This is a genomic window from Parabacteroides sp. KHUB-03 (assembly GCF_056640975.1).
The window spans coordinates 2,573,121-2,585,663 of sequence record NZ_CM153257.1; the positions used below are offsets into that span (position 1 = coordinate 2,573,121).

The following is a 12,543-nucleotide window of genomic DNA, read 5'->3' on the forward strand; positions in this document are numbered from 1 at the left end:
TTATCAGTCTTTAATCATTATTCCGGATAATATCCTGCCACTCTTTATTCCCAGTCGGCGAGCAGAAAAAAAATCATTATAATGCGTATATGTACATATTCCGGCAACCTCGATCTGCGAAGAAGGAATGCCTGCGTCCAACAACTGCATACGATTTGCTTCCCACAAGTCAATATGGGCTTTACCTGTTATCGGATTTCTATAAGCAATACGTTCCACGTCCACACCCGATTGTATAAAAGCATCCAATACTTCATCGCCTACTTCAAACGATTCTTTGCCAATAGAAGGTGCGATACCTGCAAAAACAGACAATGGATTACAACCATATTCATCAACTAACACAGACACCGTTTTCGCCACAATCTGTTGTACCGTTCCACGCCAACCGGCATGAACTGCCGCCACAACCTTCTTATCTGCTGCATAAAGTAAAACAGGCACACAATCAGCCGTAGAGACAGCAACGCATATACCGGCCACATCAGTAACCAAAGCATCCGCTCCGTCTAAAAAAGCAGTTTGTTCTTTTCCGGGAAGAGATAAGAAAGATTCATCCAATGAGCATATTTCACATCCATGAACCTGATGTGGGAAAAAAATACATTCGGAAGAAATTCCAATTCCTCTCGAAAGAAATTCCAAATTCATCCGAACAGAACCCAAATCATCACCGGAGTACATTCCCGGATTCATCGTTGCATAATTCCCCTTACTCACGCCTCCGTGCCGGGTCGTAACAAAATGAAAAGTGTTGCAGAACCCGCTTAATCCGGAAAACTGCAACACTTTCAATGTATCATTTTTCAGTATCTTCATCTTTGTCCCAATCATAGTCCTCATAATCTTCTTCGGGATCGTCGTCATCTTCAGGAAAAACATAATCATCATCGTCATCATCCAGAAGTATTGCATTTACATCAATATTCTTATGAACTATACGTTCTACATCATGGAAGTTTTCTTTGTTCAACTCTTTCCATAATATATCTTTCAATTCTGTAATACCCATTCCCGTAACAGAAGAAATGAACACATGGGGAATACCTTCCGGCAAATCGGCAGAAAGTGCCTCTATCAGCTCATCGTCCAGCATATCACTTTTAGTAATAGCCAGCACGCGGCGTTTATCCAATAGTTCAGGATTGTATTTTACCAGTTCGTTATGAAGTATTTCATACTCCTTCTTTATATCGTCAGCATCCGCAGGAACCATAAACAGAAGTAACGAATTACGTTCTATATGACGAAGGAAACGCAACCCCAAGCCTTTGCCTTCACTGGCACCTTCTATAATACCGGGAATATCTGCCATTACAAACGAACGGTTATCACGATAACTTACAATACCTAAATTAGGCTCCAGTGTTGTAAAAGGATAGTTTGCAATTTTGGGTTTTGCAGCCGAAACGACAGAAAGCAAAGTTGATTTACCTGCGTTCGGGAACCCAACTAAACCAACATCAGCCAACAGTTTTAACTGAAGAATTATTTTTCTCTCCTGAGCCGGTTCACCTGGTTGCGCATAACGGGGAGCCTGATTGGTAGAAGTCTTGAAATGACAGTTACCTAATCCGCCCCGTCCGCCTTTCAGCAGCATAACCTCCTGACCGTCTTCTGTCACATCGCAGATAAACTCTCCGGTATCGGCATCATAAACAACAGTTCCACAAGGGACTTCAATGGTACGATCTTCGCCATCCTTGCCGTAACTGCGTTTTGCACTCCCACCTTCACCATTTGTCGCCATTATATGACGTTCAAACTTCAAGTGCAGCAGCGTCCAGTAATTCCGGTTTCCACGAAGATACACATGACCTCCTCGCCCTCCGTCGCCTCCGTCGGGACCTCCTTTCGGAATATATTTCTCGCGACGAAAGTGGGAAGATCCTCTTCCACCCTTTCCCGAGCGGCAATAGATCTTTACATAATCTACAAAGTTTGATTCGGCCATAGTCTTTTTATTTATTATACGTTCTTTACTGCATCTTTGATACGTCCGAATATTTCTTCGATCGTACCCATACCGTGGATAGCAACATGCTTACCTTCTCCGATATAATAATCAGCTAAAGGTGCCGTTTGTTTATGATAAACGTCCAATCTGGACTTAATTGTTTCTAAATTATCATCCGAACGACCCGAAACTTTTCCACGTTCCAGCAAACGGTTAATCAATTCCGGTTCGTCAACTTGCAGGTTCAACATAACAGAGACATCTGTTCCACGTTTGTTCAACATTTCTTTCAATGCTTTTGCCTGTGGAATCGTACGGGGAAAACCATCAAAAATAACACCTTTTGAAGCTTTCTTGCTATCAAGGACTTTTGCCAGCATATCAACAATCAGTTCATCAGGAACCAACTGTCCTTTTTCGATATAACCTTTGGCAACCTTGCCCAGTTCTGTTTCATTCTTCATTTCCGAACGTAACACATCACCGGTAGAAATATGATCCAAACCATATTCTTTAATAATCAACTCGCTCTGTGTCCCCTTTCCTGAACCGGGAGCACCAAAAATGACAATGTTCAACATAAAAAACTTTGTTTTAAATCGACAGTTGACAGTTGACAAGCGACAATCATCAGTCTCTTCCCTCCACTGCAATGCCAACATTTTCTACAATATTATTATTACTCTCTCTTTTTCTATTAATCCACTTATCACCCTACTTATCGACAGCCAGTTTATAGATGTCTCTATATGACCGCCCGGCTTCATCATAATCCAGACCGTGACCTACAATAAAATCATTCGGGATCTCCAATCCTATATAATCCGGTTTCAGGTCACATTTCAAAGCATCCGGTTTAAACAGCATGGTAGCCAGTTTCACACTCGAGGCGCCTTGTTCGCGAAGTTTATTCATCACATGCTGCATCGTATAACCCGTATCGATAATGTCTTCCAAAAGAATCAGAGGGCGATTTTTAACATCCACCCGTATCGGCATAATTTCATTTATCGTTCCTGTTGTAGAAGTACCGCGATAGGAAGAATAACGGGCAAAAGTCAATTCATACGGACCGTTTAAATAACTCATCAGTTCCGAAACAAACATGAAAGCCCCATTCAAAATACCAACAAACAAAGGGTCTGTATCTTTTATATCAGCTTCTATACGTTCTGCCATCCGGCGGATAGCATCTTTTATTTCATTTTCAGAAATAAAGAGTTCAAATTCTTTGTCTTTTAGGCGGATTCTGTCCATATACCGATTAAATTACGAGACGGCAAAGTTATAACTTTTTCGGGGATGCACAAAAAAGAGTAGCAACATAGCAAAGTTTATTATACTTTTGTAAACAGAATAATCACTTGAGATTACATAATTATGATTAAGATTTTTGCAACCGACAAAGTAAAGGAGCTCGATCAATATACAATCCTGAATGAGCCCATCAGTTCCATCGATCTGGTAGAACGTGCAGCTACAGTATTTCTTCATGAATTTTGCCGCCGGTTTTCCAAACAAACACGTATTGTCATATTTGCCGGGCAAGGCAATAATGGTGCCGACGCATTAGCCATAGCCCGTTTGTTGACTGATGAATCATACAAGGTTGAAACATATTTATTCAATCCTACAGGCATTTTATCGCAGGATTGCGAAATGAATAAACAACGCCTCCGGGATATGGAAGATGCAGACTTTACAGAAGTAATTGCCGATTTTGATCCCCCTACGCTGGATGAACACGATATAGTTATTGACGGGCTATTCGGTTCGGGACTGAACCGTCCGCTCACCGGAGGGTTTGCAGGAATGGTAGACTATATCAACCACTGCGAAGCAACAGTCGTTTCTATAGACATACCTTCCGGACTATTCGGAGAAGACAACCGGAAAAATGAACCCAAAGCCATCATAAAGGCGGATTACACCTTTACATTCGGCTTTCCGAAACTAGCGTTCTTTTTACCCGAAAATGCCGTATATGTTGGGAAATGGAAGGTTTTGGACATCGGCCTTCATCCTGACATCATAGAAGAAACCCAGACTCCATTTGTATTGGTTACCGAAGATGATGTAGCCCAGGTATTTACTCCCCGCGAACGATTTTCTCATAAAGGAACGTTCGGACACGCCTTATTAATAGCCGGAAGCAAAGGAAAAATGGGCGCTGCTCTTTTAGCAGCCAGAGCTTGCTTGCGTAGTGGAGTAGGACTACTAACCGTACACATACCCCAACGAGGCGAAACCATATTCCAAACAGCATTTCCGGAAGCAATGCTAAGTTTTGATCCGAACACAGACCGTTTCACAACAATACCGGAAATATCAACATACACGGCTATCGGCATCGGCCCGGGATTAGGACAGCACATGGAATCAGGAGCTGCAATGGAGCGTTTATTACAATCTGTCGAGAAACCAATGGTTCTGGATGCGGACGCACTGAACCTGTTGGCTTCCAACAAAGACTTACTGGAACGTATCCCTGCCCGCAGCATTCTGACACCTCACCCTAAAGAGTTCGACCGCATGGCAGGAGAAAGCAGTTGTTCATACGAGCGTCTGCTAAAAGCAAAAACATTCGCTATCGATCACAAACTCTGCATTGTTCTGAAAGGAGCATATACGGCGACATGTACCCCGGAAGGAAACATATATTTCAACAATAGTGGAAATCCGGGTATGGCAACTGCCGGCAGCGGAGATGTCTTAACTGGAATTATCCTAGGTTTATTAGCCCAAGGCTTTGAACCGGAAACAGCCGCCGTAACAGGCGTATTCCTGCACGGAACAGCCGGAGATCTGGCAACAGCCTACCGTTCGGAAGAAAGCATGATTGCCGGAGACATTACCGACATGTTAGGAAAAGCCTTTAAGCAATTGAGATAACAATACAAATTCAATACAAAGCTAGTATTAACAGGCAACAACTCCTTTTTGCATACTGTTAATATTAGCTTTACATAAAAATTACCTACATCTACACCCAAATTGATCATAGTCTCTTATTTTTTCAATTTCATCATCACAATGACAGGATTGTCCTCTGAAGTAATTTCACCTAAACCATCAATATATATTTTATCCGCATTTCTATTATAAAAATAAGAACTCGGTATCACAATATCAACCAAATAATCATCATACCAAACCTCATGGGCACAATCAAAAAAATAAGAACTAATATATACATTTTCAGGAAAATCAGTTATATCATTTTTTATTTGCTTCACGTGATATACTTTATTATCTTCCTTTAATCTTATATACATCCTATAATCTTGCTCCCGATACATTCTTGCGTCTCCAGTTTCTTTAAAATAATAAGAAAAAGACATAATATCCGAATTGTTTATATTAAGAACCGGAAAAGATGCCAATCCGTCCAACTGTCTAATATATTCAATCTGTTTCCCCAATGGCTCCAACCCTACTGAATTATCCATGCCATATTTGCCAAAATCTACTGTAATAGCAGGAGACACTTCCGTCGTATCCAATTTATAAAATGTATTATCATACATAAATGAAACAAACAGTTCATCTTTATCATTCCTAGCAAAGCTTTCTATGTTCGCACAAAATGAAGAGCCATTAGTTTCTATTGCCTTATCAAAAAACACCTTCTTGTTCCTCTCACGGTCAAGAATTACTAAATTTGCATTTACCTTTTTTCCATTTATTACATCATCAAGATGTTGTGGAGAAAAATAATAAATTCCATCTTTTTCTTTACACGAATTACATCTGACATGAGGGAAAGGATGCGATTCTAATAAATCAAATGATATATTTGAATATTTTAATTTCATATCTTCTTTTCCTCCATAATCAATCAATTCTATATATTCTTCATTTTCATCGATAAACACAGGCCCTATAAATCGATATTCACCAGGTCCTTCTCCTCGTTTATTTAGCTTCGTTACAAATTTGCCCGTTTTATCAAAAAGGAAGATCATCTGTTGAATAATATCAATCGCATAAATATATTGTTCCCGAATAACGATCTCCCTGATTCTCCCCATAAAATCGTCAGAATCCGTTTGTAATCGTATACATTTCACTGAATCCACGAACTCGGATAAATTAACACTTTTCTCTGCTTCATAAGGATTTACAGATATAATCTCCTGAGCACTTTCATTTACCATCCTCCTTTTACAACCGCAAAGAACAGTTATAACAATAACACTTATCAGAATTTTTTCCACACTCATAATACACGCCATAAATACATTTTACAATGTGTTTGCATAATTTTACGTACAATGATACATAAATATAATAAAAACAAAAAATCTGTCCAAAATATATTCAATTATCTCTCCTTCTTTCTCTCCCAACTCATAGTTATAACTTTCCTGAATCATAACTATGAATTTAAACAACCATAACTATGAGTTGGGAGAAGAATCCAGACTGTTCTAAAACGATCTAGGAATGAAGTCAAATGACCATGATGATTTGTAAAAAAGCGCCATTATAATAAGTAAGAACTCTGTTTGCGCTTGTCAACACCGAAAATATTTCCTAGTTTTGTGCAATCATTCACAGACTTAAATAGATTTGGAATATGAAGAATCTTATCATTATAGCAAGTTTACTGCTTACCGTACCAGGAATGGCACAAACAAAAGTGATAAAGAAAAACGCCGTCAAAGCCAATAATTTCGGTATCACTTATTCATTACCTAAAACCTCATTGGTTATAGATGCAGAAGTGACCAAAGTAACCTGCAAGGCCGGACCTTATTACAAATATGCAGAAAAGTATCTGGGCGTAAAGGACGCTGTAACCGAAGACAAAGTATATTATGAACTAGGCAAAATAAGCCTTATCAACAAAGGTTTACCCGATGCCGACAACACCTACATTGTTGAGTTTAAGCAAAACACCGTCGCTCCTTACGCTTACCTGACAGAAGACGGCTTGCTCTGTTCTATCAATGCCGAATATACGCCGACCGAATCGGAGCTGGACGTAATAAAAAATAAGAAAACCGCATCCCAGAAAGTAGCAGATGCGTCTGTATATTCGGAAGAACTGCTTATGGCTGGTTCTACAGCTAAACAAGCGGAAGTTGCAGCCAAACAAATCTACCGTATACGCGAAAGCCGTATGAATATCCTTACCGGGGAAGCAGATAACCTTCCACCCGACGGTGAAGCTATGAAACTGGTTATCCAGCAACTGGAAGAACAAGAAAAAGCCCTTTCCAACCTGTTTACCGGAATCTTGACAAAAGAAACAGATCATTATGAAGTAAGTATAATACCTAACGACGACCTGGACAAAGAAGTCCTTTTCCGCTTCTCCGATCAATTAGGAATCATAGATGCCGATGATTTGGGAGGTACACCAGTCTACATGAACCTGAAAGCAACCGAACGCGCACCGCTCCTGGACGCCAAAGAAGCAGAAAAGAAAGATAAATCCCTTAAAGGTATCGTTTACAATGTACCGGGAAAAGCCAACGTCGAAATCTTTATGAATAAAAAGCCCCTATTCAAAGGAGAAGTACAAATCACACAATTCGGTAGCCGCGAAGGCCTGGCGCCTGTGATGTTTGAAGATAAAAAAGCACCGGTCAAAATTTATTTCTATCCCGAAACCGGTGCCATTAAACAGATTATTCAATAATTTATAAACCTAATAGTATCTAAAACACATGTTACAAGGACAACCTAAAGGACTATTTGCCCTGGCCTTAGCCAATACTGGCGAACGCTTTGGCTATTACACTATGCTTGCAATTTTCACGCTCTTTTTGCAAGCCAAATTTGGCTATTCGGCAGCCGAAACCTCTACCATTTTCGCCAGCTTTCTGGCTTTCGTTTACTTTACCCCGCTTATAGGTGGTATGCTGGCCGACAAATTCGGCTACGGGAAGATGGTTACCAGCGGTATTATCATCATGTTTGTAGGTTATATGCTGCTCGCTATTCCAACCGGAGCAGAAACAGGAAAAGCATTGATGTTTGGCTCATTGGCACTGATTGCTTGCGGAACAGGTCTTTTCAAAGGGAACCTTCAGGTGATGGTAGGAAACCTTTACGATGCCCCTGAATACAAGAACAAACGCGACCAGGCTTTCAGTATTTTTTACATGGCTATCAACATAGGTGCAATGTATGCCCCGACTGCAGCAACCAAGATGACAGACTGGATGCTTGCCAAATACAACTTCTTCTACGAATCTCAGATACCTTCGCTGGCTCACCAGTTTTTGAACGGAACCATTTCTGCAGAAAACAAAGAAGTACTTGCCGGGCTTCAAGCAGCACAACATTATACAGGAGATATGGCTTCTTTCTGTAACGCTTATATCGAACGTCTGTCGGAAGCCTATAACTACGGTTTCGGTGTTGCCTGCGTTTCGTTGATTATCTCTATGGCTATTTACACGGCTTTCCGCTCTACATTCAAACATGCAGATGTAAATACAAAACAGGCTCAGGCTGCTACAACGACCAATACACATCAGGAAGAATTATCACCTGCCGAGACAAAACAACGTATCGTTGCTCTGTTGCTGGTATTTGCCGTTGTATTATTCTTCTGGATGGCATTCCATCAGAACGGTTTGACAATGACATTCTTCGCACGCGACTATACGGCCAATCAGGCTACCGGCCTGGATCGTTTAGGATTCGATGTGCTGAACCTTACCTTCCTGGTAGTAGCCATTTACGGTGCGTTCTCTATATTCCAATCACAAAAGAAACTGATCTCTATCATCGTAACGGTAGTTGCATTGGTAGCTTTAGGTATCAACTACATGTCGATGCCGGAAACAATGACAATTCTGCCTCAGCAGTTCCAACAATTTAACCCTTTCTTTGTTGTCGCTTTAACCCCCGTATCGCTTGCGATATTCGGCTATCTGGCCAACAAGAAGAAAGAGCCCTCCGCACCCCGTAAGATCGGAACAGGTATGTTGATTGCCGCTTGCGGTTTCTTAATCCTGGCAATCGGTTCTATGGGCTTACCTACACCGGATGCTTTAGCTGCAGATAGCAAATTACAGGTATTGGTTTCTCCCAACTGGTTAATCTCGACCTACCTGGTACTGACATTTGCAGAGTTATTGCTCTCGCCGATGGGTATCTCCTTCGTATCCAAAGTAGCACCTCCTAAATATAAAGGTGCCATGATGGGCGGTTGGTTCGTGGCAACCGCCATTGGCAACTACATGGTTGCCATCATCGGTTACCTGTGGGGAGGTATGGAATTATGGATGGTATGGAGCGTACTTATCGTTCTGTGCTTACTGTCCGCACTCTTTATGTTTTCTATCATGAAGAAACTGGAAAAAGTAGCTAAATAAAAAATAGAATGAACCTGTCAACTGTCAGCAATCAACTGCCAACCAACGGCACTTTCCGTTTCAGACGATGGAGCCGTAAAGGATATGCCGTATTCTTTAGTCTGGGGCGGGCAGTTACAATCGGACAGTTGTCGGCAAGCGTATCAGACCGGTTTTTGGCAAAGAATACATCCCAGCATTCCGTTGCCGACCTTTTTGAAAATGGTTGCCAGGGAAAAGACGACAGCATCAGCATCCAAAACGAATGGGTTGCCGAGGAAATTACAGGTCTTCCGCAAGCTATTGCAAACTGCTTGTTGTCAACAGAAATACTATTAGCCAATGTTGCGCTAACAGTATGCAATAAACAAAACAATATTCACTATTCCAATATAACGGAAGGCAGCCGGCACAACGCCGGTTTCCTTCCGTTTTTTTATGCCTATAATCCAACAAACATATGACAATCGAATCACTGAAACAACACGTACTGGACGGTCATCTGCTCAATGAAAAGGAAGCACTCTTCCTAGCGTCCTCTCCCGACAAAAAGGCTTTATACGAAGCCGCCCGTCAAATCACCCGCCACTTTATGGGCAACAAGTTTGACACCTGTTCCATCGTTAACGCCAAAAGCGGCAACTGTAGCGAAGACTGCAAATGGTGCGCTCAGTCGGGACACTATAAAACAGAGGTGACACTCTACCCCTTGCTGCCGGCAGAAGAATGCGTCCGCCACGCTGTCCATAACCGCCAACAAGGTATCGGACGCTTTGCCCTCGTAACCAGCGGAAAGCGTGTAAGTGACAAAGAGATGGAAACGATTACCGGTACCATCCGCCAGATTAAGCAACAGAGCGACATCAAATGTTGCGCTTCCATGGGACTACTCACCCATAATCAACTACAAAAGCTGTACGACAGCGGTGTAGAGAACTACCACTGCAACATCGAAACGGCTCCCTCCTACTTTCGCAAGCTCTGTACCACCCATACTACAGAACAAAAGATGGAGACCATCCGGGCTGCACGCCAGATAGGCTTCCGCATCTGCTCCGGCGGCATTATCGGTATGGGAGAAACAATGGAGCAGCGTATCGAGATGGCACTTTTCCTCCAACAGGAAGGTATCCTTTCCATCCCTCTCAACATGCTTCAACCCATTCCCGGCACACCATTAGGCGAAACACCACGGCTCAGTGAAGAAGAGTTCCTCACAACCATTGCCCTTTTTCGTTTCATCAATCCGAATGCCTACCTGCGTTTCTCCGGCGGACGTGCATTACTGAGCGAAGCCACTCAACGCAAAGCCCTTCGCACAGGCATCAACTCCGCCATCATTGGCGACCTGTTAACTACCATCGGCAGTAAAGTAGAAGCAGATAAAGTACTATTCACTTCCGAAGGCTATTCACTCACCGAAAACACAGACTGGGCACAATGACAACACAAGAACTACTACAATACGACCGCGATCATATCTGGCACCCTTACACATCTACAATTGATCCGCTGCCCGTTTATCCGGTAGCCGGAGCCGAAGGAGTAACTATTACGCTAGCCGACGGGAGGCAGCTTATTGATGGCATGTCTTCGTGGTGGGCAGCTGTGCATGGCTACAACCATCCCTTACTGAACGCCGCCGCCGAAGAGCAATTAAAGAAGATGAGCCACATCATGTTTGGCGGCTTCACCCACGAGCCAGCCGTTGAACTGGCCTCGCTACTGCTCCCTTTGTTACCGCCTTCAATGGATAAAATATTCTTCGCCGACAGCGGGTCGGTAGCCGTAGAAGTTGCCATGAAGATGGCTATACAGTATTGGCAGTCGCAAAACAAAGCGGCAAAGAGTAAGTTTGCCACCATTCGTAGCGGCTATCACGGCGACACATGGCATGCCATGTCCGTATGCGATCCCGTCACCGGGATGCACGGTATCTTCTCCGGCAGTCTGCCCATACAATACTTTTTGCCACAACCTCCGGTTAAATACGAGGATAAATGGAACGAAGAAGCCATATCTCCACTGAAAGACCTGCTCGAAAAGCACGCCGGAGAAATAGCCGCCCTTATCCTCGAACCCATCGTGCAAGGCGCCGGAGGCATGTACTTCTATTCGCCTGCTTTCCTTGTCCGTGCCCGCGAATTGTGTAATCAATATAATGTATTGCTGATCTTCGACGAGATAGCCACCGGCTTTGGCCGTACCGGAAAGCTTTTTGCCTGGGAACATGCCGGCGTGGAGCCTGACATTATGTGTATTGGCAAGGCATTGACAGGTGGCTATCTGACACTTTCTGCTACTATAACCACCCAATCCATAGCTGATACGATCTGTAGCGGTGAAGCAGGCTGCTTCATGCATGGTCCTACCTTTATGGGTAATCCGCTGGCATGCGCTATAGCCTGCGCATCCGTGCGTCTTCTGTTGGAAAGCGGATGGAAAGAAAAAGTAGATGCCATACAAGCACAACTATGTCGCGAGCTTGCCCCGGCTAGCGGTCTGGACACTGTGCGTGAAGTGCGTGTATTAGGTGCCATTGGTGTAATCGAAATGAAAGACCCTGTAAACATGGCTGTCCTTCAAAAACGTTTTGTAGACGAAGGTATCTGGGTGCGTCCTTTTGGAAAATTGGTTTACCTGATGCCTCCCTTTATCATCCGTCCCGAAGAGTTGAGGCGGCTTACTTCTGGGGTTATTAAGTCTCTGAAGTAACCTTTCAGAATTGTTCTGTCACTTTTGGCTTGACCCAAAAGTAACCAAAAGGTCAAGGCTACTGTCGGTTTGCTGCTTCGTGCCTTTCATTCGCTGAAGCGTCCGAACTCGCTTCGCTCAAACAGCGGACGCTTCGGGCGCTCATTCAAGGCACTACGCTACGCTCACCGACAGAGGCCGGAAACAAGGGAGCAACGCTCCCTCTAAGGATGGCCGATATCGATAGCTTTGAAAGTTACTGTTGTTGATAGCTTAAAAGGTTATCCTATTGGTTTTAATGCTTCCGTCGGGTATTGATTAAAGATGGCTTTAGCCTGGTTTCAATTGCCATCGGTTGAAACCGATGGATAGTAGAGCCATCCTCTTTCCAGGGCTTTAGCCCAATTGAGAAGGATTGTTAAAAGTAGATTACCGGAAAGAAATTTGGCTAAAGCCACTAAAGATAGATATTCCTTTAGTCCGTCAGCTGAAGCAGACGGCAATTGAGCTTAGGCTAAAGCCATAAAAGAGCAGACCGTATTGGCCATCCCAAAAGAAAGCTGCGCTTAGCTTAGCTTT

At 43.0% G+C, this 12,543-nt stretch carries 11 protein-coding genes; 6 read left to right on the top strand and 5 right to left on the bottom strand.

Annotated elements, in window-relative coordinates:
- Positions 1–3: 3 nt before the first annotated feature.
- The 4 genes from pgeF to ACYIB7_RS11020 all read right to left on the bottom strand — a co-directional run bounded on the left by pgeF (position 4) and on the right by ACYIB7_RS11020 (position 3,214).
- Entirely contained in the window at positions 4–819 is an 816-nt protein-coding gene (pgeF, locus tag ACYIB7_RS11005; RefSeq protein WP_234999354.1) for a peptidoglycan editing factor PgeF, read from the bottom strand.
- The gene (gene obgE, locus ACYIB7_RS11010; protein WP_099464906.1) at positions 800–1,954 is read right to left on the bottom strand and encodes a GTPase ObgE; all 1,155 of its coding nucleotides are present in this window, start codon (positions 1,952–1,954) and stop codon (positions 800–802) included. The genes pgeF and obgE overlap by 20 nt, the downstream gene beginning before the upstream one ends.
- A 14-nt stretch (positions 1,955–1,968) precedes the next feature.
- Positions 1,969–2,538, bottom strand: coding sequence for an adenylate kinase (locus ACYIB7_RS11015; protein WP_103983778.1), 570 nt, complete (start codon positions 2,536–2,538; stop codon positions 1,969–1,971).
- A 133-nt stretch (positions 2,539–2,671) separates the two neighbouring features.
- Positions 2,672–3,214: a phosphoribosyltransferase gene (locus ACYIB7_RS11020; RefSeq protein ID WP_099464904.1), complete on the bottom strand. Its 543-nt coding sequence runs from the start codon at positions 3,212–3,214 to the stop codon at positions 2,672–2,674.
- A 123-nt stretch (positions 3,215–3,337) separates the two neighbouring features.
- On the opposite strand from ACYIB7_RS11020, the gene ACYIB7_RS11025 reads away from it, so the two are divergent.
- The gene (locus ACYIB7_RS11025; RefSeq protein WP_103983777.1) at positions 3,338–4,849 is read left to right on the top strand and encodes an NAD(P)H-hydrate dehydratase; all 1,512 of its coding nucleotides are present in this window, start codon (positions 3,338–3,340) and stop codon (positions 4,847–4,849) included.
- Between the two features lie 116 nt (positions 4,850–4,965).
- Here the strand turns inward: ACYIB7_RS11025 and ACYIB7_RS11030 are convergent, their stop codons facing one another.
- Complete coding sequence (locus tag ACYIB7_RS11030; protein WP_480337065.1) at positions 4,966–6,180, bottom strand: 6-bladed beta-propeller; 1,215 nt, start codon at positions 6,178–6,180, stop codon at positions 4,966–4,968.
- Between the two features lie 356 nt (positions 6,181–6,536).
- On the opposite strand from ACYIB7_RS11030, the gene ACYIB7_RS11035 reads away from it, so the two are divergent.
- From ACYIB7_RS11035 to bioA, 5 genes are read left to right on the top strand one after another with little or no spacing between them, the layout of a single operon-like run.
- Entirely contained in the window at positions 6,537–7,604 is a 1,068-nt protein-coding gene (locus ACYIB7_RS11035) for a DUF4831 family protein (RefSeq protein WP_103983775.1), read from the top strand.
- A gap of 28 nt (positions 7,605–7,632) precedes the next feature.
- Positions 7,633–9,291 (top strand): peptide MFS transporter, encoded by a 1,659-nt coding sequence (locus ACYIB7_RS11040; protein WP_480337066.1) that lies wholly within the window; start codon positions 7,633–7,635, stop codon positions 9,289–9,291.
- A gap of 8 nt (positions 9,292–9,299) precedes the next feature.
- Complete coding sequence (locus ACYIB7_RS11045) at positions 9,300–9,734, top strand: hypothetical protein (RefSeq protein WP_103983773.1); 435 nt, start codon at positions 9,300–9,302, stop codon at positions 9,732–9,734.
- Positions 9,731–10,714, top strand: a complete 984-nt coding sequence (bioB, locus tag ACYIB7_RS11050; RefSeq protein ID WP_103983772.1) for a biotin synthase BioB — start codon at positions 9,731–9,733, stop codon at positions 10,712–10,714. Before ACYIB7_RS11045 ends, bioB begins: the two co-directional genes overlap by 4 nt.
- Positions 10,711–11,985 (top strand): adenosylmethionine--8-amino-7-oxononanoate transaminase, encoded by a 1,275-nt coding sequence (gene bioA / locus ACYIB7_RS11055; protein ID WP_480337068.1) that lies wholly within the window; start codon positions 10,711–10,713, stop codon positions 11,983–11,985. The genes bioB and bioA overlap by 4 nt, the downstream gene beginning before the upstream one ends.
- Positions 11,986–12,543 lie beyond the last annotated feature (558 nt).

Excerpts from the sequence above, each read along its gene's own strand:
- ACYIB7_RS11015 (WP_103983778.1), bottom strand. The coding sequence starts at position 2,538 with ATGTTGAACATTGTCATTTTTGGTGCTCCCGGTTCAGGAAAGGGGACA.
- ACYIB7_RS11035 (WP_103983775.1), top strand. The coding sequence starts at position 6,537 with ATGAAGAATCTTATCATTATAGCAAGTTTACTGCTTACCGTACCAGGA.
- bioA (WP_480337068.1), top strand. The coding sequence starts at position 10,711 with ATGACAACACAAGAACTACTACAATACGACCGCGATCATATCTGGCAC.
- obgE (WP_099464906.1), bottom strand. The coding sequence starts at position 1,954 with ATGGCCGAATCAAACTTTGTAGATTATGTAAAGATCTATTGCCGCTCG.
- ACYIB7_RS11030 (WP_480337065.1), bottom strand. The coding sequence starts at position 6,180 with ATGAGTGTGGAAAAAATTCTGATAAGTGTTATTGTTATAACTGTTCTT.
- bioB (WP_103983772.1), top strand. The coding sequence starts at position 9,731 with ATGACAATCGAATCACTGAAACAACACGTACTGGACGGTCATCTGCTC.
- pgeF (WP_234999354.1), bottom strand. The coding sequence starts at position 819 with ATGAAGATACTGAAAAATGATACATTGAAAGTGTTGCAGTTTTCCGGA.
- ACYIB7_RS11020 (WP_099464904.1), bottom strand. The coding sequence starts at position 3,214 with ATGGACAGAATCCGCCTAAAAGACAAAGAATTTGAACTCTTTATTTCT.
- ACYIB7_RS11040 (WP_480337066.1), top strand. The coding sequence starts at position 7,633 with ATGTTACAAGGACAACCTAAAGGACTATTTGCCCTGGCCTTAGCCAAT.
- ACYIB7_RS11045 (WP_103983773.1), top strand. The coding sequence starts at position 9,300 with ATGAACCTGTCAACTGTCAGCAATCAACTGCCAACCAACGGCACTTTC.
- ACYIB7_RS11025 (WP_103983777.1), top strand. The coding sequence starts at position 3,338 with ATGATTAAGATTTTTGCAACCGACAAAGTAAAGGAGCTCGATCAATAT.